This is a genomic window from Rhizobium sp. CF122 (assembly GCF_000282035.1).
Taxonomy (GTDB): Bacteria; Pseudomonadota; Alphaproteobacteria; order Rhizobiales; family Rhizobiaceae; genus Rhizobium.
The window spans coordinates 99547-121670 of sequence record NZ_AKKA01000070.1; the positions used below are offsets into that span (position 1 = coordinate 99547).

General features: G+C 60.6%; 21 protein-coding genes and 1 riboswitch. Of the genes, 12 read left to right on the forward strand and 9 right to left on the reverse strand.

Annotation, left to right across the window (positions count from 1 at the left end; all coding sequences use genetic code 11):
• Positions 1-39 precede the first annotated feature (39 nt).
• The 9 genes from PMI09_RS13415 to PMI09_RS13450 form a co-directional block, all read right to left on the reverse strand.
• Positions 40-714, reverse strand: a complete 675-nt coding sequence (locus tag PMI09_RS13415) for a hypothetical protein (RefSeq protein ID WP_007794493.1) — start codon at positions 712-714, stop codon at positions 40-42.
• 5 nt (positions 715-719) lie between these two features.
• On the reverse strand, positions 720-2054 hold the full coding sequence (locus tag PMI09_RS13420) for a tyrosine-type recombinase/integrase (RefSeq protein WP_052026539.1): 1335 nt from the start codon (positions 2052-2054) through the stop codon (positions 720-722).
• Between the two features lie 442 nt (positions 2055-2496).
• Complete coding sequence (locus tag PMI09_RS29745; RefSeq protein ID WP_007794501.1) at positions 2497-2679, reverse strand: hypothetical protein; 183 nt, start codon at positions 2677-2679, stop codon at positions 2497-2499.
• 117 nt (positions 2680-2796) lie between these two features.
• Positions 2797-3846, reverse strand: a complete 1050-nt coding sequence (locus tag PMI09_RS13425) for an Ldh family oxidoreductase (protein ID WP_007794504.1) — start codon at positions 3844-3846, stop codon at positions 2797-2799.
• A gap of 33 nt (positions 3847-3879) precedes the next feature.
• Complete coding sequence (locus PMI09_RS13430; RefSeq protein WP_007794507.1) at positions 3880-4845, reverse strand: hydroxyacid dehydrogenase; 966 nt, start codon at positions 4843-4845, stop codon at positions 3880-3882.
• 77 nt (positions 4846-4922) lie between these two features.
• Complete coding sequence (gene pdxA, locus PMI09_RS13435; RefSeq protein ID WP_007794510.1) at positions 4923-5912, reverse strand: 4-hydroxythreonine-4-phosphate dehydrogenase PdxA; 990 nt, start codon at positions 5910-5912, stop codon at positions 4923-4925.
• Positions 5913-5944: 32 nt separating this feature from the next.
• Positions 5945-7078, reverse strand: a complete 1134-nt coding sequence (locus PMI09_RS13440) for an iron-containing alcohol dehydrogenase (protein WP_007794513.1) — start codon at positions 7076-7078, stop codon at positions 5945-5947.
• 348 nt (positions 7079-7426) lie between these two features.
• Positions 7427-8614 carry a sialidase family protein gene (locus PMI09_RS13445; RefSeq protein WP_007794516.1) on the reverse strand — a complete coding sequence of 396 codons (1188 nt, stop codon included), beginning with the start codon at positions 8612-8614 and terminating at the stop codon, positions 7427-7429.
• A gap of 11 nt (positions 8615-8625) precedes the next feature.
• Complete coding sequence (locus PMI09_RS13450; RefSeq protein WP_007794520.1) at positions 8626-9531, reverse strand: dihydrodipicolinate synthase family protein; 906 nt, start codon at positions 9529-9531, stop codon at positions 8626-8628.
• A gap of 305 nt (positions 9532-9836) precedes the next feature.
• Between PMI09_RS13450 and PMI09_RS13455 the strand changes: the two genes are divergently transcribed.
• The 12 genes from PMI09_RS13455 to PMI09_RS13510 all read left to right on the forward strand — a co-directional run bounded on the left by PMI09_RS13455 (position 9837) and on the right by PMI09_RS13510 (position 22032).
• Positions 9837-11486: an ABC transporter substrate-binding protein gene (locus PMI09_RS13455; RefSeq protein WP_007794524.1), complete on the forward strand. Its 1650-nt coding sequence runs from the start codon at positions 9837-9839 to the stop codon at positions 11484-11486.
• 141 nt (positions 11487-11627) lie between these two features.
• Entirely contained in the window at positions 11628-12584 is a 957-nt protein-coding gene (locus PMI09_RS13460; protein ID WP_007794527.1) for an ABC transporter permease, read from the forward strand.
• Positions 12585-12586: 2 nt separating this feature from the next.
• A complete protein-coding gene (locus tag PMI09_RS13465) occupies positions 12587-13546 on the forward strand; it encodes an ABC transporter permease (protein WP_007794529.1) in 960 nt (319 codons plus the stop codon).
• Positions 13546-14553 (forward strand): ABC transporter ATP-binding protein, encoded by a 1008-nt coding sequence (locus tag PMI09_RS13470; RefSeq protein ID WP_007794532.1) that lies wholly within the window; start codon positions 13546-13548, stop codon positions 14551-14553. Before PMI09_RS13465 ends, PMI09_RS13470 begins: the two co-directional genes overlap by 1 nt.
• Positions 14553-15545 carry an ABC transporter ATP-binding protein gene (locus PMI09_RS13475; protein WP_007794536.1) on the forward strand — a complete coding sequence of 331 codons (993 nt, stop codon included), beginning with the start codon at positions 14553-14555 and terminating at the stop codon, positions 15543-15545. Before PMI09_RS13470 ends, PMI09_RS13475 begins: the two co-directional genes overlap by 1 nt.
• On the forward strand, positions 15542-16603 hold the full coding sequence (locus PMI09_RS13480) for a four-carbon acid sugar kinase family protein (protein WP_007794539.1): 1062 nt from the start codon (positions 15542-15544) through the stop codon (positions 16601-16603). The genes PMI09_RS13475 and PMI09_RS13480 overlap by 4 nt, the downstream gene beginning before the upstream one ends.
• 25 nt (positions 16604-16628) lie before the next feature.
• Positions 16629-17393 (forward strand): FadR/GntR family transcriptional regulator, encoded by a 765-nt coding sequence (locus PMI09_RS13485; RefSeq protein ID WP_183719709.1) that lies wholly within the window; start codon positions 16629-16631, stop codon positions 17391-17393.
• Between the two features lie 48 nt (positions 17394-17441).
• Positions 17442-17553, forward strand: a riboswitch (TPP riboswitch).
• Between the two features lie 92 nt (positions 17554-17645).
• Positions 17646-19472 (forward strand): phosphomethylpyrimidine synthase ThiC, encoded by a 1827-nt coding sequence (gene thiC / locus PMI09_RS13490; protein WP_007794544.1) that lies wholly within the window; start codon positions 17646-17648, stop codon positions 19470-19472.
• A gap of 1 nt (position 19473) precedes the next feature.
• A complete protein-coding gene (thiO, locus tag PMI09_RS13495; protein WP_037083010.1) occupies positions 19474-20442 on the forward strand; it encodes a glycine oxidase ThiO in 969 nt (322 codons plus the stop codon).
• Complete coding sequence (gene thiS / locus PMI09_RS13500) at positions 20439-20636, forward strand: sulfur carrier protein ThiS (protein ID WP_007794550.1); 198 nt, start codon at positions 20439-20441, stop codon at positions 20634-20636. Before thiO ends, thiS begins: the two co-directional genes overlap by 4 nt.
• Positions 20637-20638: 2 nt before the next feature.
• On the forward strand, positions 20639-21412 hold the full coding sequence (locus PMI09_RS13505; RefSeq protein ID WP_007794554.1) for a thiazole synthase: 774 nt from the start codon (positions 20639-20641) through the stop codon (positions 21410-21412).
• Complete coding sequence (locus tag PMI09_RS13510; RefSeq protein WP_007794558.1) at positions 21409-22032, forward strand: thiamine phosphate synthase; 624 nt, start codon at positions 21409-21411, stop codon at positions 22030-22032. The genes PMI09_RS13505 and PMI09_RS13510 overlap by 4 nt, the downstream gene beginning before the upstream one ends.
• Positions 22033-22124: the final 92 nt, after the last annotated feature.

Below are 22124 nucleotides of genomic sequence, written 5' to 3' on the forward strand. Positions count from 1 at the left end.
CCGTTATTCGTGATGCCCATTCAAAACGGTAAACTCGAATTATTTCAGAGCACAACTTTCACTATTTGCTATTGGGCGCCTGCGCCTTCGAATGCCCTGCTTACGGTAAAGGAAGACGGTCTCCGGCGAAAACGGCACCATCCCGGCATATCGGAAGACTGCCTGAACAAATGCGATGTAGGGAGTATCGCGCTGGTTGCCCGTCGACTGGCCGAAAATCTCTTCGTAAACGCCTGCTAGGTGCTCACCAATCAACCACTGCACGGAGGTCTCTCTGCCAAGCTGCACTTTTTTACGGGCGTTTTTTGCGAGGACGGTCTTTGCACGGACAGCTTTTGTGCGGAAGGCTTTTGCATGCGAGGCGCGGGCAGTATTCCTCATTGTTTTACCTTTCAACACTGCCCGAGCGGTGCGCAGTTCACTAACCAGTCCCGTCGTCATCACCTCCGGGAAGGCGTTTTGGTTAAGCAACGCATCGATCGTCTTGATCACCCTCTCGGCATCTTTCCTGCGACTGGCTATTGGCTGCTTCGGATCGAATGCCTTGAAAATTTCATACCACCGTAGGGCCCCATCGATCATCAACTGGAGATCATCTCGCAGACTCAACGCATCCGGAAGTGGTTTTGAGCCTCGGCGGTCAAACAGCGCCCCTTCCACCGATAAGATGATGTCATCCATCGGATGAGCGGACTTTGCCTGTTCTTCCAGCATCCGTTTTACTCCTTGGCGAAATCATCCATCACCTCCCTGCCTTCTTCTTCGGCCAGCGACGCGACCGAGGCGGGCTTCTTGCCCCCGAGGGCAGCGGCAATGCCACCGATGGTGCGGTTGGCTGCCTGTGCGCCGGGATGGGCCGCAATATGGGCGTAGATCGCGGTCGAGCGGTGGCTAGCGTGGCCGAGCAGGTATCCGGCCATCTGCAGCGTCTCGCCACTCGACACGGCAGCGGCTCCGACCGTATGGCGGAGAACATGCGGCGTCAGTCCCGGCAGCTTGGCCTTTTTGACGATTTTCGGCCAGACGCGCTTCGTGCCTTGGTAATACCCCTCACCCGATGAGGCTGGAAACACGAAGGGGCTATCCGAATATCGAGGCAGCGATGAAAGCAGCATGAGCGCAGGGGCGGCTAACGGCCGGATTGAGCGGCCCGTCTTGGTTTTTTCAAGAACAAGGCAGCACTGCTGAAGATCAACCTCAGACCATTTCAAGGCAGCGACCTCGTCACGGCGGCAGCCGGTCATTGCCCAAAGCCGGGTGATGTCGATTGCCTTTCGGTTAATGAGATTTTCCGCCACAAGCTCATCGAGCGCCGTACCGAGCTGCCGGATTTGCTCAAGGGTGAGGAAGTGGGTCCGCTGTCCATCGACCTTGTTGACGGCGGCGTTCTCAACCGGATTGTCGGACCGGTAGCCGTTGCGGATGGCAAACGTGAAAAGCGCCGACACGTCCCTCGCCACCTTGCGGCCCGCGCCATCTCCTCCCCGCACGATGATACGGCGACGTGGGCCGGTCTTCTCATCCTTGGCGGTCTTGCCAGCGGCGATGTCGCGGACCATTTGCTCGATGTCAGCCGACGTCACCTCAGAAACCCGCTTCTTTCCGATCAATGGGACGGCGTGGTTGCGAAGGCGCGCCATCGTGTAGGATTTCGTCTTGACCGCCATCGGCTGCCCGATCCGGGTACCTCGCAGGACGTAGCAGCCCTCCTTCTCGTAGACGTCGATCAAATCGCTCATTTTGATCTCTCGACGCTTCTCAAGTCGTTCGGCGGCGGGGTCGGCCCCTTTGGCGGCCTCGGCGAGAATGGCCTTTGCCCGCTCCCGCGCCTGCTCCGCCGTCAGCACATTGGTCGCGCCCAGCGTCATCCGCTTCTTTGGAATATCGCGTCCGCCGGGGTGGGGGCGGTATTCGACCTGCCAACGCTTGTCGCCAGAGGGAGCCACTCGGACCGAGAAGCCCTTCAACTCGGCGTCATAGACGCGGAACGGTTTCGGACCCGGCTCGAGGCCGTCGACATGCGATTTTGTAAGCTTGCGTTTTTGTGAGGTCATGTGAATGGGCCGGTGTTTTGTGTCGCCACCACGTGTCGCCACCGTGTCGCCACCAAGGAGTTATATGTGAGGATCCATGGATATATATAAATGACATGATACGCAACAAAAATAACTAGTTAGTGACATTCAAGTGCTTCTCAGTGATCCCGAGAAACACGCAACACCGACCTTGCCAAGGTTGGGGTCGAGGGTTCAAATCCCTTCGCCCGCTCCAGTTTTTCTTGTCCAGGCCAGAGACATAGGTAACAAAACGTACCTAACACATGGGTAACAACCTCGTGCCGAACGGGTTGTCGATGGTTTCCAAGGTTCTCTGCTCCAGGTCGATGTATCCTAAATCATGGTGCATGAAGCAAACGGCTCACCGCGGCTCGATGAGATCGCCGGACAACAAAAAACCGACGATCGGCGGCGCCAAGTGTCGGTTCTCGGAATATGGTTAGCGGGAATAATTGCGAGACGACGTCCAGGCGTTCTCCGCGGCTTCCTTGGTGGGAGCATTGCCGCGCCCATCCCCACGCTCCGCATTGTCGCGTTCAGCTTCCACTTGCCGCTCGGCGATGTAGGGCGTCAGCATTTGCTCCAAATGAGCTGCGGTCAGGCTTACTGCAAAGCTTCTCATCTCATCCCTCTGAGTGTTTACACTGTGTAAACACTTACCGCCTCGCGGCGCCCATCGAAACGGTTCGATCGAGCTCTCCACGTGCTTTTGTTCAGGATAGGAGGAACCATGCCGGAGCTAGGGCATGACAACCCCGAGTCGCTCGGCATGGGGCGCCAGAGACGCCATGATGTTAGGGTGCAGCACCACTCCATCTACAAGGGCGCCACGCTTTAGCGCCAGGCCGTTCTCTCCCGGCAGCCGAACTCGCGTAACTCCGGGCCGCGGCGGATTGCTGTGGCAGGCATCGGCGAGCCAGCCGGTCTGCCGCAGAAAGGCATCTCGGCCACCAAAGGCGTCCGGATCGAAAACCTGAACCGTGACGGCCGCGTTCGTACCCTTGAGGTCATCCACACGGCCAAGTCCAGCAAGACCCTGCGTGAAGGCTTCGACATGAAGTGCCATGCCATAGCCCTTCTGGCCATGATCAAGCCCTCCGACCGGCAGTAGCGTGCCGCCGCGTTCGATCACCCGCGGATCGCGACTCGCCTCGCCGTTTTCATCCATCAGCCACTCGTGCTCATACTGTCGGCCTTCGCGGACCAACCGCTGCGCCATGTTGACCGTCGTGATCGACGCGCTGATGTCGATCAGGATCGGATCGCCGGGCGTCGGAATGCCATGGGCGACCGGGTTGGGCGTATAGACGCCTTTTCTTCCCCCGAAGGGCGCGACCTGTGCACCGGATGGGCTGGAGCTTGCAATGCTGACCATATAGCCGCGATCGGTTGCAATGGTGAGATAGGCGGCAAGGCAACCGATATGATGGCTGTCGGCAATTGCGATCGTCGCTGTGCCATAGGTGACGGCGCGCTCGCAGGCGAGCTTGACCGCCTCGGATGTCAGCCATGCACCGGGAAGGCGGCGCCCACACCAGGCGACGGCTGGGCCGCGATCGGACAGGATACCCGGCACGCCCTCACGCTTCATCACGCCATCGGCAATGCTTTGCAGGTACCAGCCGGCCAATGCCAGGCCATGCGTCGTGTGCCCCATCAGATCGGCTTCGACGAGATAGTGGGCAACGGCGGCCGCCTTTTCCTCCTCGAGCCCGGCAGTGGCAAACAGCGCCTGCGCGAATTGGCGCAACGTATCCGGTGCATAGCGGGTATCGGGTGTCTCGCCCATGTTCATCTCCATGATGTCTCGCCACCAAACCGGTCAGCGCGCCAGAAAGCGGGGGGCAAGCGTCCTGCCATCGAGCGCCGCCAGCACATTCTCGGCCGACATGATCGAAACCGCGCATTTCGCATCGAGCGTGACGCCTGCAACATGCGGGGTCACCAGCGTGTTCGACAGCTGAAATAGCGGATTGTCGATGTCGGGCGGTTCGAGGGCGAAACTGTCCAACCCGGCACCGGCGAGATGCCCATGTTCAAGAGCCGCGATCAACGCCTTCTCGTCGACGACTTCGCCACGCGCCGTGTTGATCAGGAACGCGCCCTGCTTCATCAGCCCGATGCGGCGGGCGTTGATCAGGTTCTGCGTCTCCGACGTCAACGGGCAGTGCAGGCTGACGATGTCGGAGTTTGCAAGAAGCGTATCCAGATCGGTTTCGCGGCTGACGCCATCTTGAAAGGCGCCGTCCGGCGTATGCGGATCGAAGGCCGAGACGATCATGCCGATGGCGCCAGCTATCCTGGCAACCGTCTGGCCGATAAAGCCGAAACCGACAAGACCGAGCCGCTGGCCGCGCAACTCGCGCCCTTTGTACTGGTTCTTGTCCCAGATGCCGTCGCGGATCAGCGCGTCCTGACGCGGCAGATCCTTGACCAGCGCCATGATCAGCGCGAGCGCGTGCTCGGCGACCGAGTGCCCATTGCTGCCTGTCGTCATAGAAACCGGAATGCCGAGCGCTGTGGCCGCGTCCACGTCGATGTCGTTTGTTCCGACACCGTGCTTGGCGATATGCCGGAGCCTGCCGCCCACCTGCATTTCCTCCGGCCCGAGAAGATCGGCGAGCAGGCGCACGATGACTGCATCCGGCTTGTGGGCCCTCATTATTGCGATGACGGCTTGCCGGTCGATATAGGGCGGCGTGGCAATGACATTTGCCCCGACATCTTCCAGAAGCGCACGACCTTCCGGCGCCAGTTCGCCGCCGAGAACGACAACAGTCTTTTCCATCGCTCATCTCCTCCAAAGAGCAAAGCGGCAGGCGGCGCAACACTGCGCCGTCGACGATCCAGAGCGCTTTCCGGGCGTTACGTCGCCTGTCGGCGTGGGGAGCGCGCCATCAGCCGCGCATAGGCGATGGCCGAGAGCATGTTCACATGGTTGGCCTTGCCCGTGCCGGCGATGTCGAAAGCCGTGCCGTGGTCGACAGACACACGGTCGATCGGCAAGCCGAGCGAGACGTTGACGGCCGTATCGAAGGCGATGAGCTTGATCGGGATGTGGCCCTGGTCGTGATACTGCGCGATCACCAGATCGAAGGCCCCATTGTAGGCTCGGGCAAACACGGTGTCGGCCGAGATTGGCCCCACGACATCGATGCCCTTTGCCTGCGCCAGCTCGACGGCGGGCGCCAGGAATTCGATATCCTCGGTGCCGAACAGACCGTTCTCGCCGCAGTGCGGGTTGAGACCGGCAACCGCGATACGCGCCTTCTTGCCAAGACGCATGAAATGATTGTGACCCGCCTCGATCGTTGCCAGCACGCGCTCGGTCTTGGCGCGCTCGATCGCCCCCTTGAGCGAAATGTGTGTAGAGACGTGGATGGTGTTCAGCCGCTCCGAAGCGAGCAGCATGAACGAGCTTTTCGAACCGGTAAGGTGCGCCAGAAGGCCGGTGTGACCGTCATAGTGATGACCGGCAAGGTTCATCGCTTCCTTGTTGATCGGCGCGGTGACGATGACATCAGCATTGCCTGACATCGCAAGATCGACGGCGCGGCTGATGTATCGCACGGAAGCATCGCCCGCGACCGGGCTGACCTTGCCGATCTCAGGCAGCGGCGCGCCAAGCTCCACCTCCTCGACGGCAATCTTGCCCGCACCCGATGCATCTGCCGGCGCAAAGGAAAGACCTGCCGCTGCGCTACGGTTGGCGCGCTCGAGTGCTTGCGTATTGCCGACGATGACGAAATCCCGCCGCTCTTGCTCCGGCATCGTGGCAAGCGCCTTGACGATCACCTCGGGGCCGATGCCGGCCGGATCGCCGAGCGTTACGGCGACTTTCGCATTCCTGTCCATCACTCACGGTCCTCTTTGAATGGAAGCCTGCCTCAAAAGGCGGCTTCGTAGATCGAGCGGATATCTGCGCGCGAAAGATCACGCGGATTGTTGTCGAGCAGGCGACGGATGGCAAAGGCATCGTCGGCCATCGCGTCCAGATCGCTTGCCGGTACGCCGAGGCCTGAGAGCTTCATTTCAATCCCGAGTCCGGCGCAGAAGGAATAAGCGGCGTCAAAGACGGACTCGACACTGTCGGAGGTCTTTTGGCCAAGCGCCTCCATAATGGCACGCGTTTTCTCGGAAACCGCCGGGGTGTTGAACGCTAGAACATGCGGAAAGATCAGGGCGTTTGCCGCACCATGCGCCACATGCCAGCGCGTACCGAGCGGGTAGGCGAGCGCGTGACCGCCGGCCGTATTGACCGGGCCAAGACAGAAGCCGCCATAGAGCGAGGCTAGCGACAGGCCTGCACGCGCCTCTGCGTCGGATCCGTCCTTGACGGCGCGGGCCAAATATTTTCCGACCAACCGTGTACCCTCGATCGCGTAGAGGTCGATCATCGGATGCGCCTTGCGATTGGTGAAGGCTTCAACACAATGCGCCATGGCATCGACACCCGTCGCCGCGGTCGTGCGTGCGGGCACGCTGAAAGTCAACGTCGGGTCGACGACAGCGATATCGGCCAACATATGCATGCTCTCGACAGCAAGCTTGGCCATCGTCTTCGGATCGGTGACGAGGGCTCGGATGCCCGCCTCGCTGCCGGTGCCCGACGTCGTCGGCACCTGCGCCAGCGCAACGCGTCGCGGCCCTCTGACCTTGTTCGGCCCGACAACCTCATGCAGCGTCTGCGGCGAGCTGGCGAGCACGGCGGCAAGCTTGGCAAGATCCATGGCGCTGCCGCCGCCGAAACCGACGACGAGCTGAGCATCTGCCGCATTCGCCACCGCCAGCACTTTGTCGAGATTGGTGATATCCGGCTCGGGTGTCACATCAGCAAACACCGTGACTTCACCCTTGAGCGCCAGCGCATCGACACGCGTCGCATTGAAGGCGTCGGAAATGACGAGAACCCTGATATAGCCTTTCTCGCTTGCCCACTTGCCGAGCCGCTCCGCCGTGCCGACGCCGAACTCGATCAAATGCGGCCGGACGATTGTTATCGGCGAATCCAAGCTGACCACTGGATCACTCCTCCCTGCAAATGCCGCGACGCCCCGCGTCACAAAGATGTAAATTTGTTATACAATGCCATCGCATTTGGCAAGCGAGGAGATCACAGGAGCCGGAAGAAATTGCGATTCGCCTTGTCGTTGCGTGCGCAAAGCAAAATCGAAATTCCGGTTATTACACTGATACAAATGATAAAATGGCAAACACCCCCATCTAGCGGTGTTGAGTCCGGACTGGCACTGAATCGCTAGGCAAGTGATATGAAGTTGTCAAAACAGAAGCGCGATCCGACGCGGCTGGCTCTTCTGCGAAGCCGCGTCGGATCGATGAATGCTCACAACTGACAACCTGTGAAGGCGTCACGCAATCGCGTCAGCCGAAAGCCGGACATATTTTATGGCTCGGCGGTAATAGGTATAGGCGACGTGCACGGCGCCATCGGCCCCCTCGACGATCGAAGGGTAGGAAAACTCGCGGTTGACGGAGTCCTTCGAGTTATTGCTGAGGCAATATCCATCTCCGGTGTCGAGGTCGATGCGGCGGGGGAAGCTGGCGCCGCCGTCGCGGGAGAAAGCGAGGCTGAGTGGTGCACGAGGCACGCCCCAGACAGCCTTGCGGCGCTCGACCGTCGGTGCTGGCGCGACCTTGGTCTCCTCATCGCCTTCGATCTCGTCGTACAGCGATTGACGCCGGGCATCCGACGTCAAGGCATTGGAATGGTTGTAAACCATTGCGATCATGCCGTTTTCTAGCTTTGTCGCCTGAATCGACGAGTTGTTGTTCGGCAGACCGATCGGCCGAGGCGCGCTCCAATGCTCACCACCGTCACTCGAGCGGCTATACAAAACCGATTCGGCGAAGCGATTGCGATAGAAGGCCACAAGGTTGTCATCGTCTATCGGCACGATGTTCATATGGACCGCCCCAATGCTATCCGGGACCTCGGCCATGGCCCAGCTCTTGCCCTGGTCGCGCGAGATCAGCACGCCTGCCGTATCCACGTCGCCCGTCCAGCGTTCGCCTGGCAATCCGATGCAGCGAAAGACCGGCAGAAGCCAGGAGCCGGTTTTGTTGACGATGATCGGTTGGCGGACGAAGGTGCCCGGGATGTCGCAGAGAACACGCACCACTCCGAAGGTTTTGCCGCCGTCCTCAGAGATCCGACATTTGACAACAGAGCCATCCTGGTTGCCCGATGTCTGCGAGGTATAAAGCAGCCAGACGTTTCCGTCTGGTGCATTGAAAATCAACGGGTTTTGCTCGGATTTCGCCGAATCGTCCGACATCTTTTCCGGTTGCGACCAGTGCGTTGCTCCCGGTGCGAGGCGCGACATGTAAATCGAGATGTCGCCCATGCCCTCCATCGTGCCGCCGAACCAGACGCAGGTCAGCGTCCCATCAGGTAAAAAGGCGAGATTGGCGGCGTGGTTCTGAATGCAGGGAGAGGGAAGATATGCATCGGCGCGTCCCTTCTCGCTCGAATTCGCAACGATCTCTCCGGTCATCAGTGCCGGCACGGCCTCGGGTGGCAAACCTGTAAAGCTCATGATCGCGCTCCTTACGGCAGCTTGGCGTAGGCTTCGGAAAGCGCGGCATAATCGGCGTCGCTGATCGGCATAAGTGGCGCGCGCGTGCGCCGCCACGCAGCATTGCCGGTCTTGAGGCTCACCATGGCCTTGATCGTCGGGATCTGCACATAGGAGTTGGAGAGTGTTCTGTAGGCATTGATGCGGGCTTGGGCTACTTCGACCTCGCCTGCTTGCGCCTCGTCATGCACCTTGTCATAGACGGTGCGCAGCGAATCCGCGACGAGATTGGAGGTTGCCGTGATGCAGCCCGCACCTCCAGCCTTCAATAGCGGTAACAGCAGCGGATCGGCGCCGGCCAGGACGGAGAAGCCCGGATAGGCCGCGATGATTGCCTGCATGTTGTTGAAATCGCCGGCAGATTCCTTAATTCCGACCACCGTGTCGGGGAAGGCTTCTATCAACCTACCGATCAACGGAATAGAAAGCGGAACACCCGAGACCTGCGGGATATGATAGAGAATGACCTGCAGCCTGGCGTCGGCGATCTTTTCCAGAACCTGCGAGTAGGCAGCAAACAGTCCATCGTCGGATACGCCCTTATAGTAGAAGGGTGGCAGCATCACGACCTTCGTCACACCGAGTGAAAGGGCGTGCTTGGTCAGTTCGACGGTTTCCGGAATGGCGACGACACCTGTCCCTGGGAGTAACATGTCGGCCGGCACACCCGCCTTGAGCGCCGCCTCCAGAATTCCCCGGCGCTCGCTGGATGAGAAGGAATTTGCCTCACCCGTCGTGCCAAGCAGGGCGACGCCGTGGCACCCTTCCTGCAGCAATCGCTGGCAGTGCTCGGTGAAGAGACCAAGGTCCGGGCTGCCATCCGCAGTGAGCGGCGTCGCGGCCGCGCTGAACACGCCTGTAATCTTGTGATTGCTCATATCGTCCTCCTCGGATGAACGCCGCGAAATAGGGCGGCGGCGGGAAACCCGACCCGCAAGATGGCACTTTCTTCATCCCTCGAAGCTTTGTTGTCAATATGACAATACCGAAAGCTTCGCCGGTGAATTTTTAATATGCTGAAAATATTCACAAAAATATTTAGATATTTTGAAAGCGGGCGATCATGATTAATTTTAGTTGACATATTTACATTATCGCGCAAGTGTCTGCGCCATGTCGTGACGCACTTTCGGGAAACAGAGTGAAAGTGGTGCCGTCACTGATTTTGTCATGGGAGGACACGATGACTGATCGGAATGAAGGGAATATTGCGCAGAAAGCGCAGATGTCGCGTCGCGAAGCGCTGAAGCTTGGCCTCGCCGCCGGCGTCGGCCTCACAGTCTTCGGCATGAATGCACGCATCGTACTTGCCGATGATGGCCAGGTTCTAAAGGTTGCTAATCCGGCCTTCAACCAGGATTGGTCGCCACTGCGCGGCGGCGGCGTTCCGTTCCGCTGGAACTCGATCTGGTGGGCCTCGCCGATGTATTTCGACAGCGAAGGCAAGATCAAACCTTACGTCTTCACCAGCTGGGAATCCCCCGATAACAAGGTCTGGACCTTCAAGATCGACCCCAAGGCTGTCTTCTCCGACGGCAGCAAGATCACCTCGGCCGACGTCAAGGGATCCTGGGAAGTCGCCTCCATGCCCAATACCAAGAGTCAGCGTGCAGACCAGGTGCTGAGCAAGGTTCAGGGCTATAAGGAAATCGGCGCCGGTTCCGGCAACGAATTGACGGGCGTCGCCACCCCTGATGAAGGCACGGTTATCGTCACGCTGACGGAAGCCGACCCGATCTTTTACATGCGCCTGGCCAACCACATTGTTCCGATCGCCAAGGCCGCTCAGTCGCGCGGCAGCGACGGCGAGGAAGTGGCCGACTGGTATAAGCCCGACAATAGCGCCGTTTATTCCGGCCCGTTCAAGCTCATCAGCATCGACATCGACGCCGGCAAGCTGGTGTTCGAGCCGAACGAGAAATTCTTTGGCCCAAAGCCGAAGCTCTCGCGCATTGAAATCACCTCGATCGAAGACAACGTCACCGCGACGTCGCTGATCAAGTCGGGCGAATTCAATGCCCACACCGAATTGGTAACCTCGACGATCATCCAGGACCTCGGCCCTGAGTTTTCCGCCGGTCCGCTGATCCCAACCAGCCAGCACTTCTGGTTCAACATCAGTCGCGCGCCGATGGATGATCCGAAGGTTCGTCAGGCTCTGATCATGGCGATCGATCGCGACGGTCTCTTCAAGGCTTCCTATCCGGATGGCCCACACAAGAAGGCCGATCAGATCCTGAATTCCGTGCCCGGCGCCGACAATTCCGGCTTCGAGCCCTATCCTTACGATCCCGCAGCCGCCAAGAAGCTGCTTGCGGAATCGACCTACGGTGGTCCCGAGCGCCTGCCGAAGATTCTCTTCGTCGGCATTTCCGCACCGGCAATCCAGGCAGCAGCTCAGTTCATTGCCGAGCAGTGGCGCCAGAACCTCGGCATAACGGCCGTCGACATGAAGCCGCAGCAGGACTCCTATGCCGGTCCGGACCAGAATGCGGTCCAGATCTTCCGTGATGACGTCGGCACCCGCGTTCCCGATGCCGTTTCCTACCTTGCCGGCTGCATCGCCTCGACCTCGTCGAACGCACAAAACAAGCTTGGCGGATACAAGAACGACAAGGTTGATGCGGCGCTCGCCGAAGCTGCGACGAAGGCCGTTGACGATCCGCAGCGCATCAAGCTCGCACAGGATGCCCAGAAGGCATTCCGCGAGGATTGGGCCTTCATTCCGTGGTACTCTCAGGCGATGTCGCGCTGGGCCACCAAGGAGGTCAAGGGCATGGACAAGAACCTCGACTGGCAGGTCGTGGCGCCCTGGGATATTTCGATCGGCTGAGCCGGCACGAATTCTGAAATAGATGGCCCTCGGGCATACTAGCAACCGCGCGAAGACCGCAAGGCCTTCGCGCAAGTTTCAAGAAGACATCGCATGTCCGCGTTGATGCGGAACGTGTCTGCCAACCGGTGGGAGGTAACCTTGTTACGCTACGTGCTGACCCGGTTTGCCATCTGGATTCCGTCCGTTCTGATCGTGATGCTGGCCGTCTACGCGCTGGCCTTCTACGGCGCCGGCGATCCGATTAAGTTGATCTTTCTGCGCGCGCCCGGCGATGTCGCCTATAATCCGCAGCGCATCGAAGCCATCCGCGAAAGTGCTGGTCTGAACAGGCCCTTCATCGAGCAGTTCGGCCTTTACGTCTGGAACCTGTTGCATGGCCAGTTCGGCAATTCATTAACCTCGGGCCGCTCAGTCTGGGCCATGGTTTCGGCTGCGGCCCCTGTCTCCTTCAAGCTGGCACTCTGTTCCATCATCCTGACGACGATCATTGCCATTCCGCTTGGCATGATCGCTGCGATGAACCAGAACAGCCGGCTCGACTATGCAATCCTCGGCTCGGCTCTGTTCTTGTGGGCGATCCCGGCCTACGTTGCCGGTCCGCTGCTCATGGTCGGTCTCATCGTTCTCCTGCCGGGCGCCAGCGTGCCCTATGGATGGGGCGGCATCTTCGACGTGCGCATCCTGCTGCCGCTCGTCGTGCTTTCCTTCCAGCCGATCGCGCTGATCGTGCGCCAGACGCGCGCCGCCGTCATCGAGGTGCTTTCTGAGGATTTCGTCCGCACCGCCCGCGCTAAGGGCGTGCCCGAAATGGTCGTGGCGCTGCGCCATATCCTGCGTCCGGTGCTGACGCCCGTCGTGACACAACTCGGCCTGATCATGATCACGATCGTCAACGGCGCAATCTTCGTAGAGCTCGTCTTCGGTCTGCCCGGCCTCGGTCGCCTGACCGTGCAGGCGCTGACCAATTCGGACTACCCCGTCATTCTGGCGATCACGCTCATCGGATCTTTCCTGGTGATGATATCGAACCTTCTCGTCGACGTTCTCTATCCGCTGCTTGATCCGCGTGCCAACGATGCAAGAAGGAGCCGCTGACCATGTCCGCCGTCCCTCTCTCTCCCGCCGCAACCCAGGAAGAAGCACCTGTCAGCCTCTGGCGTGACGCCTGGTATCGCCTGAAGCGCAATAAGCTCGCCGTCTTCGGCCTGGCCGTCGTCGCGATCCTCGCCTTTACCGCGATCTTCGGCCCCTACCTCACGCCCTACGACTATCTGAGCCAGGATCTCCAGTCCCGAAATGCCGTTCCGTCGCTGCAGCATCTCTTCGGCACCGACGATCTCGGCCGTGATGTGTTCAGCCGCGTCGTCTTCGGCACCCGTACGGCCTTCCTGGTCGCGGTCATCGTCACCGTCATCGCGGTTCTCATCGGCACGATCCTCGGCGCCATCGCTGGCTTCTTCGGCAATCCGTTCGACCGCGTCATCATGTGGCTCACCGACATGACCATGTCCGTGCCGAACCTGCTCCTCGTCGTCGTCATCAATGCATCATTGAAATCGCCGATCACAAAGTGGATGGAGGCGCAGTATCTGGTGACGCTCAATCCCTTCTATCGCCAGACCATCTGGGTCGATTTCATGCTGGTCTTCGGCTCGATGGCGCTGATCTCCTGGCCGCCCTATGCGCGCCTCGTTCGCGCCCAGGTACTGTCGATCCGCAGCCGGCCTTATATCACCGCAGCCCAGGCGCTCGGCCTTTCGAACTGGATCATCATGAAGCGCTATGTCGTTCCGAATGCGCTCGGTCCATTGATCGTTTCCGTCAGCGCCGGTCTCGGCACCGCTATGGTCCTGGAAAGCGCCTTCAGCTTCCTCGGCGTAGGCGTCAATCCACCGACCCCAAGCTGGGGCAACATGATCTCCGACGGCTTGCGTGTCTGGCAGCATTATCCGCATCTTCTGGCCGCACCGGCAGCCGTTCTCGGCCTTGCCTCTGTCGCCTTCAGCTTCCTCGGCGATGGCCTCAACGACGCACTCAATCCGCGGGGAGCTAAGTGATGAGCACCACCCGATCCAATGAAAAACTGCTGGATGTCCGCGGCCTGACGGTCGAGATCGATGGAAGAAATGGCCCGGCGGTCGTGGTCGATGGCATCGACCTTCACGTCAACAGAGGCGAAACCCTCGGCGTCGTCGGCGAATCCGGCTGCGGCAAGAGCCTGACCATGCTGAGCCTGATGCGGCTGCTGCCGAACAAGATCAAGGTGACCAAGGGTTCTGCGAGCTTCGACGGCAATGACTTGCAGAAGATGTCAAACAAGGAACTGCGCAAGGTGCGCGGCGGCGATATCGGCTTCGTCTTCCAGGATCCGATGACCTCGCTCAACCCGGTCATGCGCATCGGCGACCAGATCTGCGAGCCGTTGATCTATCACCGCGGGATGAAGAAGGCAGAGGCTCGCGTCCGCGCCGTCGAACTGCTGCGCCTCGTCGGCATTCCCGGCCCCGAAGAGCGGCTGCAGGCCTATCCGCACGAACTCTCCGGCGGCATGCGCCAGCGCGTGATGATCGCCATCGGCCTTGCCTGCAATCCGAAACTGCTGATTGCCGACGAACCGACGACCGCGCTCGACGTCACCATCCAGGCGCAGATCGTCGATCTGGTGAAGGACCTGCGCGCCAAACTCGGCATGTCGGTCGTCTGGATCACCCACGATCTGGCTTTGATTGCCGGCCTCGTCGATCGCGTTGCCGTGCTTTATGCCGGAACAGTGGTGGAAGACGCGCCGGTCGATGAACTCTACGCCCGACCGAGCCACCCCTACACGCGTGGTCTGCTAGCCTCGATTCCGAAGCTGTCGGATGCGCCGGCAAGCCGGCTCTCCTCGATCGGCGGCACGCCGCCGGAGCCGGGTCGTCGCCCGAAGGGCTGTCCGTTTGCGCCGCGCTGTCCGCTGGCGGAAGCAATTTGCCACGAGCGCGTACCGAAGCTCGAGCCGCTAGCGGGCGCCGGCAATCACCGGGCCGCCTGCTTCGTCGTCCAGAAAATGCAGGAGGCCGCGTGATGGGTGCCCAACCGCTGCTCAAGGTCGAAAACCTCGTCAAGCATTTCCACGTCAAGCTCGGCGCCTTCGGCGAGCGTGCTGCGACCGTCTATGCGCTCGACAACGTCAATCTCGACATCATGGAAGGCGAGACGCTGAGCCTCGTCGGCGAATCCGGCTGCGGCAAGTCGACGACCGGCTTTACCATCCTCAACCTTTACAAGGCGACCAGCGGCAAGGTCGTCTACAAGGGGCAGGATCTGGCGACGCTGGATGAGAAACAGATGCGGCCGTTCCGCCGCGACCTGCAGATTGTCTTTCAGGATCCCTATTCCACGCTCAACCCGCGTATGACGATCGGTGAGGCGATCGGTGAACCGATCCTCTTCCACAAGCTCTGCACCAAGGCGGAGCTGAAGGACAGGGTCGCCTCACTCCTGACCGACGTCGGCCTGCCCACGCGTTTCGCCCAGCGCTATCCGCACGAGCTTTCCGGCGGCCAGCGCCAGCGTGTCGTCATTGCCCGCGCGCTCGCCTGCCGGCCGAAGTTCATCGTCTGCGACGAGGCAATCTCGGCGCTCGACGTCTCGATCCAAGCGCAGATCATCAACCTGCTGCTCGATCTGCAAGAGAAGTATGGCCTGACCTACCTGTTCATCGCCCATGATCTGGCCGTCGTGCGCCATATCAGTACCCGTGTCGGCGTCATGTATCTCGGCCGCCTGGCGGAGCTCGCGACGCGCGAGGAGCTGTTCGAAAACCCGCTGCACCCCTATACCAAGGCTCTGCTCTCCGCCGTTCCCGAAACCGATCCGGAACTGGAACGCACGCGCAAGCGCCAGATCCTGCAAGGCGACGTGCCGAGCCCACTCAATCCGCCGAGCGGCTGTCGCTTCCATTCGCGGTGCCCAATCGCCATGGACGTGTGCAGCAAGGTTGTGCCGGAATGGAAGGAAGCCAAGCCTGGCCATCTTGTCGCCTGCCACGCTGTCAACGCAGGACAGACCGCATGATGCTAAAGGTCGCGATCATCGCTGACGATTTGACCGGCGCGCTCGACACGGGAACCCCCTTCTTCGACGCCGGACTTTCCGTCGCTGTCGCGATCGACGTCGGAGCCATATCGGAAACGCTTGCGACCGATTGCGAGGTCGTGGTGGTCAACACGGCTTCAAGAGCTCTCCCGGAGGAGGAAGCGGCAAGGAAGGTCAGCGCTGCGGCGAAGGCCCTTCTTGCCGCCTCACCTCAAATCGTTCTGAAAAAGATCGACTCCCGGCTTAAGGGGAATGTTGCGGCAGAAAGCGAAGCTTTGACTGCCGTCTTCGGTCACGAGGCAATCGTGGTGGCACCAGCCATTCCCGATCAAGAGCGTTTGACCCGCAACGGTCACGTCGTCGGTCGTGGTGTCGACAAGCCGCTGCCGATTGTCGAACTTTTCGAGGCAAATAACGGCCAAGTGATCGTCCGCGATGCTGAAACGCACAGCGATCTCGACCGGGTGGTTGGCGCTTACGACTGGAAGACGACCCTTGCCGTCGGCGCCCGCGGTATCGGAGCTGCACTTGCCCGCAAGATCGGCCAACCGAACAGGGCAAGCAAACCTTTTGCCGCATCGAGCCGGACTGTCTTCGCTTTCGGCTCCCGCGATCCGATCACGACAGAGCAGATGACCAAGTTGCAAGTTTCCGGCGCTTTGACGTCAACCATCGATGCGCCCATGGGAGCGTTGACGTACGAAGAACGATTTGGCCTACCAATACTTTTGCGGTGCACGGGCGAAATCACCGGCGAGGCTGCAGCAGTTGCCGACCGCTTCGCGAAAGGCGTAAAATCGGTCATAGAGATGATGCGCCCGGAAATGCTGGTGGTCGGCGGCGGCGATACGGCGTTGGCAGTGTTTCACGCACTCGGAATTCGAGTCCTGAGGCCACAGGGCGAAATCGAGGCGGGTATTCCCTGGTTTGACGTCGTAACGTCAGATGGCCTGCGTTTCCGATGCGCGGTTAAGTCCGGGGGCTTCGGTAGTTCTGATAGTTTGGTAAGACTGATTGCACAGAATCAGGCGGCATAAGACAATGCCGGCGGGGAGAATGAAAGTGGACGAAGCAAACGGTGTATCGGCGAATGCGCAAGCGGCGCCTGCGGCTAAGCCGGAGCGCGGCAAGGCCGTCAAGCTGGTCGATCGGGTCTTCGACCAATTGCAGGAGCGTATTCGCTCGGGAAACTATCCGCCGGATTCACGCCTGCCTGGTGAGCACGAGCTTGCATCGATGCTTGGTGTCTCGCGCCCCATCGTGCGCGACGCGTTGGCACGGTTGCGCGATCAGGGGATCGTCTATGCCAGGCAAGGAGCCGGTACCTTTGTCAGCGCCCACGGCTCACCAACGGCGCAGCTTTCCTATTCGCCGGTCAAGACGATCGCCGACATCCAGCGCTGCTATGAGTTTCGCCTGACGATCGAGCCCGCGGCCGCCTACTTTGCCGCCAAGCGCCGTGACGAGGCGGCGATTCAGAAGATTGCCGCAGCGCTAGCCGATCTGCGTGAGGCGACCAGCCACCAGCTTCATCGCACCGACGCCGACTTCACGTTCCATCGTGCGGTCACGGAAGCTGCCAACAACCACTACTACACGGCCTCGATCGATGCCCTGAAGGCGCATATCGCGGTCGGCATGCACCTTCACGGCCTATCGCTCCTTGGTCCGCGTCAAGGCCTTGAGCAAGTCTATGAGGAGCACAACAAGATTTACCTCGCTATCGTCGAAGGCCGCGCGGAAGATGCGCGGGCGCTGATGAAGGCGCATCTCGAGGGATCGCAGAGCCGCCTCTTCGAAGGCCGTGCGCTGGACCTTTCGATGTAGGCTGCGGCAGTCGGCTTGACAGCTCGGCTGCTCTGGCTCTAACCTTTTCACATTCACCAGGGGGGTCCCGGCAGGGGGCTGAGATACTGCTATCGTGCGCAGTGACCCGTTGAACCTGATCCAGTTCATACTGGCGTAGGGACGGTGCAAGCGCTCGAAGGCATTGGATTCTCGCGTGGAATCCGTGTCGGCGTCTTTTCATCATTCCGGCTGAGGACTGGGTCTCCAAACCTAAAACTTGGAGCCTCAACCATGAATATTGCCGCAAAGAACATCACCCCGACCGTTACGACAGGCCCATTGCCGGCCTCTCGGAAAATCTACATTCCGGGGGAAATTCACGCCGACATCCGCGTGCCGATGCGCGAAATCAGCGTCCACCCGACATCAGGGGAACCGCCGGTCACGGTCTATGATTCCTCAGGCATCTATACGGTCGAAGGTGCTGACATCAGCATCGAGCAAGGGCTTCCGGAACCGCGTCGCAATTGGGTCCTCGCTCGCGGCGATGTCGAAGCCTATCAGGGCCGCCAGGTGCGCCCTGAGGATAACGGCTTTGCCAGTGGCGAACGGCTGACGCCGGAATTTCCTGCCAAGCGCCAGCCGCTCCGCGCAAAGGACGGCAAGGCCGTCACCCAGCTCGCCTATGCCCGCGCCGGCATCATCACGCCCGAGATGGAGTTCATCGCGATCCGCGAAAATCTCGGCCGCAAGGCACAGGCGGAAGCCATCACGCGCGATGGCGAGAGCTTCGGCGCTCGGATTCCGGATTACGTCACCCCGGAATTCGTCCGGCAGGAAGTGGCTGCCGGTCGTGCGATCATTCCCGCCAACATCAATCACCCCGAATCCGAACCGATGATCATCGGCCGGAACTTTCTGGTGAAGATCAACGCCAATATCGGCAACTCCGCCGTCACCTCTTCCATGGCCGAAGAGGTCGAGAAGATGGTCTGGGCGGCACGCTGGGGCGCCGATACCGTCATGGATCTTTCCACCGGCCGCAACATCCACAACATTCGCGAATGGATCATTCGCAACTCTCCACTGCCGATCGGCACCGTTCCCCTCTATCAGGCACTGGAGAAGGTCGAGGGCATTGCCGAGAACCTGACCTGGGAAGTCTATCGAGACACCCTCATCGAACAGGCGGAGCAGGGCGTCGACTACTTCACGATCCATGCCGGGGTGCGGCTTCACTACATCCCGCTGACCGTCAACCGCGTCACCGGCATCGTCTCGCGTGGCGGCTCGATCATGGCCAAGTGGTGTCTTCATCACCACCGCGAGAGCTTCCTCTATGAGCACTTCGAGGAAATCTGCGACATCTGCCGCGCCTATGACGTCTCGTTCTCGCTCGGCGACGGCCTGCGTCCGGGTTCAATTGCCGATGCCAACGACGCCGCGCAATTCGCCGAACTGGAAACCCTCGGCGAACTGACGAAGATCGCCTGGGCTAAGGACTGCCAGGTGATGATCGAAGGCCCCGGCCACGTGCCGATGCACAAGATCAAGGAAAACATGGATAAGCAGCTCGCCGTTTGCGGCGAAGCACCGTTTTATACGCTGGGGCCGCTGACCACCGACATCGCACCGGGCTACGATCACATCACCTCCGGCATCGGTGCTGCTATGATCGGCTGGTTCGGGACGGCGATGCTCTGCTACGTCACCCCGAAAGAGCACCTGGGTCTCCCCGACCGCAACGACGTCAAAACCGGTGTCATCACCTACAAGATCGCCGCTCATGCCGCCGATCTCGCCAAGGGACACCCGGCAGCTCAATTGCGCGACGACGCACTGTCGCGCGCCCGCTTCGAATTCCGCTGGGAGGATCAGTTCAACCTGTCGCTGGATCCCGAGACAGCCCGCAGCTTCCACGACGAGACACTGCCGAAGGAAGCGCACAAGGTGGCGCACTTCTGCTCCATGTGCGGCCCGAAGTTCTGCTCGATGCGGATCTCGCACGACATCCGCGCCGAGGCGCAGAAGGAAGGGCTCGACGCCATGGCGGCGAAATACCGCGAGGGCGGCGATCTCTATATGCCGATCGACGCCACCCAAGGGTCGCGTGACTGAGATGCATGTCCTAGTCAAAGGGGCCGGCGTTGCCGGCCTCGCGGTCGCGCACGAACTCAGTCTTCGTGGTGTCGACGTCACCGTTGCGGATCCAAGCTCTAGCCAAGCAGCCTCCTGGCTCGCGGGCGGCATGCTCGCGCCCTGGTGTGAGCGTGAAAGCGGGGACGAAGCCGTCTTGCTGCGCGGCCGCGATGCCATCGACCGGTGGGACACGATGCTGTCGGGCGAGGTACACCGAAACGGAACGCTGGTCGTTGCTCCCGCGCGCGACCAAAGCGAACTCGATCGCTTTGCCGGTCGCACCAGCGGCCATGAATGGTTGGGCGAAGAGCAAATCGCCGCGTTGGAGCCGGCTTTTGCTGGGCGCTTCAGGCGGGCCCTGTTCTTCGCGTTGGAAGGACATCTCGATCCAAGGCGCGTGTTGGGTCTGCTGCGAGAAAAGCTCCTCGCCCGGCGTGTCGCATTCATCGAGCAAGTCACCGAACATACCGACTACGACGACATCGTGGACTGCACGGGCGCAGCACGAATCGGGCAAACGAGCGGACTTCGCGGCGTTCGCGGCGAAATGCTCTATCTGGAAACCCGCGAAGTTACCCTCGCCAGACCCGTTCGCCTGCTGCATCCCCGCTTCCCCGTTTATGTCGTTCCGCGTGGAGATGGCCTCTTCATGGTGGGCGCCACCATGATCGAGACGGAGTTCGGCGGTCCGATCTCGGCGCGTTCGATGATGGAGCTGCTGAACGCCGCCTATGCAGTGCATCCCGCCTTCGCGGACGCTGCCGTCGTCGAAACCGGCGTCGGCATCCGCCCGGCATTTGCCGACAATTTTCCCCGCGTTGTCCTCGAGCATGATGCGGTCGTGCTCAACGGCCTCTATCGCCATGGCTTCCTGCTGGCGCCCGCAATGGCGCAGGACGCTGCGGACCTTGTCTTCTCCAGAACTGAACCAGGAGGAAAAAGCCGATGAAACTGATCGTCAACGGCGAGCATCACGACCTCATTGCACCAACGCTGTCCGAACTGCTGACGCTGATGGAATACGAAGGCGACTGGCTGGCGACTGCCGTCAACGGCGAAATCGTCCACCGCGAGGATCGTGCCGACCACGCACTCAACGACAACGATCGGATCGAAATCCTGTCGCCGATGCAGGGGGGCTGACCATGCTTAAGCTTTACGACACCGAAGTCTCCTCTCGCCTGCTTCTCGGTACCGCACGATATCCCTCACCGGCGATCCTCGCGGAGGCCGTGAAGCGATCGAAAACGGAGATCGTCACTATCTCCCTGCGCCGCGAGACAGCCGGTGGGCGAAATGGCGGTACCTTCTTCGAGATGATCAGGGCGCTCGGCGTTCGGGTTCTGCCGAACACAGCCGGCTGCCATGGGGTCTCCGAGGCCGTGCTGACGGCTAAGATGGCACGCGAACTGTTCGGCACCAATTGGATCAAGCTGGAAGTGATCGGCAATCACGATACGCTTCAGCCCGATGTTTTCGGCCTGGTGGAGGCCGCACGCATTCTTTCAGCCGACGGCTTTCAGGTCTTTCCTTACACGACCGACGACCTCGTGGTGGCGGAGAAGCTGCTCGAAGCGGGTTGCCGCGTATTGATGCCCTGGTGCGCCCCAATCGGCAGTGCCGCGGGGCCGCTGAACCTCACGGCGCTGCGCTCCATGCGCGCACATTTCCCGGACGTTCCGCTCATCATTGACGCCGGCATCGGTCGGCCATCGCACGCGGCAACCGTCATGGAGCTCGGCTTCGACGCCGTCCTCTTGAACACCGCCGTTGCCGGCGCCGGCCACCCGGTTGCCATGGCCAGTGCATTCGCCAAGGCGATCGAATCGGGCCACGAGGCCTTCGGTGCCGGCATGCTGGAGCCGCGCGATGTCGCGGTTCCGTCGACACCGATCATCGGAAAGGCCGTATTCGCATGAAGCTCGATCCCTTTTATCTCATCGTCGATAGTGCCGAGTGGATTGCGCGGCTGGTGCCGCTCGGCGTCAAGCTTGTGCAGTTGCGGATCAAAAATAAAACAGCGGCCGAGCTGCGCGCCGAAATCCGAAGAGCAAAGACAATTTGCTCTGTGCATGGCTGTCAGCTGATCATCAACGACTACTGGCAGCTTGCCGTCGAGGAAGGATGCGATTTCGTCCACCTCGGTCAGGAGGATCTGGAAGCGGCCGATCTCGGCACCATTCGTGCCGCCGGCTTGAAGCTCGGGCTGTCAACCCACGACGATGCTGAACTCGATACAGCGATGGCGGCAAAGCCGGATTATATCGCGCTCGGCCCGATCTATCCGACCATTCTCAAGCAGATGAAATGGTCGCCGCAAGGACCGGAACGCCTCCGCATATGGAAGGCGCGAGTGGGCGACCTGCCACTCGTTGCCATCGGCGGGTTGAACGCCGATCGCATCGAGACCGTCTTCGCCCATGGAGCAGATAGCGCTGCTGTCGTTACTGACATTACGCTGAGCGCTGATCCGGAGGCGCGAACGAGGCAATGGCTTCACGCCACGGCGTCCCGGCGGACGGTGTTTACCGGCGCATAACCGCACGCGGCGGCCGAGATGGCGGCCCCGCGTGCTTTTGTCCCTCCAAAAATCATTGAATTGCACACGACGCTTCGCCATGTTGGTGTCGG

Bases quoted from the DNA above. Each gene is read 5' to 3' on its own strand.
- PMI09_RS13415 (WP_007794493.1), bottom strand. From the start codon at position 714: ATGCTGGAAGAACAGGCAAAGTCCGCTCATCCGATGGATGACATCATC.
- PMI09_RS13420 (WP_052026539.1), bottom strand. From the start codon at position 2,054: ATGACCTCACAAAAACGCAAGCTTACAAAATCGCATGTCGACGGCCTC.
- PMI09_RS29745 (WP_007794501.1), bottom strand. From the start codon at position 2,679: ATGAGAAGCTTTGCAGTAAGCCTGACCGCAGCTCATTTGGAGCAAATG.
- PMI09_RS13425 (WP_007794504.1), bottom strand. From the start codon at position 3,846: ATGGGCGAGACACCCGATACCCGCTATGCACCGGATACGTTGCGCCAA.
- PMI09_RS13430 (WP_007794507.1), bottom strand. From the start codon at position 4,845: ATGGAAAAGACTGTTGTCGTTCTCGGCGGCGAACTGGCGCCGGAAGGT.
- pdxA (WP_007794510.1), bottom strand. From the start codon at position 5,912: ATGGACAGGAATGCGAAAGTCGCCGTAACGCTCGGCGATCCGGCCGGC.
- PMI09_RS13445 (WP_007794516.1), bottom strand. From the start codon at position 8,614: ATGAGCTTTACAGGTTTGCCACCCGAGGCCGTGCCGGCACTGATGACC.
- PMI09_RS13450 (WP_007794520.1), bottom strand. From the start codon at position 9,531: ATGAGCAATCACAAGATTACAGGCGTGTTCAGCGCGGCCGCGACGCCG.
- PMI09_RS13455 (WP_007794524.1), top strand. From the start codon at position 9,837: ATGACTGATCGGAATGAAGGGAATATTGCGCAGAAAGCGCAGATGTCG.
- PMI09_RS13465 (WP_007794529.1), top strand. From the start codon at position 12,587: ATGTCCGCCGTCCCTCTCTCTCCCGCCGCAACCCAGGAAGAAGCACCT.
- PMI09_RS13470 (WP_007794532.1), top strand. From the start codon at position 13,546: ATGAGCACCACCCGATCCAATGAAAAACTGCTGGATGTCCGCGGCCTG.
- PMI09_RS13475 (WP_007794536.1), top strand. From the start codon at position 14,553: ATGGGTGCCCAACCGCTGCTCAAGGTCGAAAACCTCGTCAAGCATTTC.
- PMI09_RS13480 (WP_007794539.1), top strand. From the start codon at position 15,542: ATGATGCTAAAGGTCGCGATCATCGCTGACGATTTGACCGGCGCGCTC.
- thiC (WP_007794544.1), top strand. From the start codon at position 17,646: ATGAATATTGCCGCAAAGAACATCACCCCGACCGTTACGACAGGCCCA.
- thiO (WP_037083010.1), top strand. From the start codon at position 19,474: ATGCATGTCCTAGTCAAAGGGGCCGGCGTTGCCGGCCTCGCGGTCGCG.
- thiS (WP_007794550.1), top strand. From the start codon at position 20,439: ATGAAACTGATCGTCAACGGCGAGCATCACGACCTCATTGCACCAACG.
- PMI09_RS13505 (WP_007794554.1), top strand. From the start codon at position 20,639: ATGCTTAAGCTTTACGACACCGAAGTCTCCTCTCGCCTGCTTCTCGGT.
- PMI09_RS13510 (WP_007794558.1), top strand. From the start codon at position 21,409: ATGAAGCTCGATCCCTTTTATCTCATCGTCGATAGTGCCGAGTGGATT.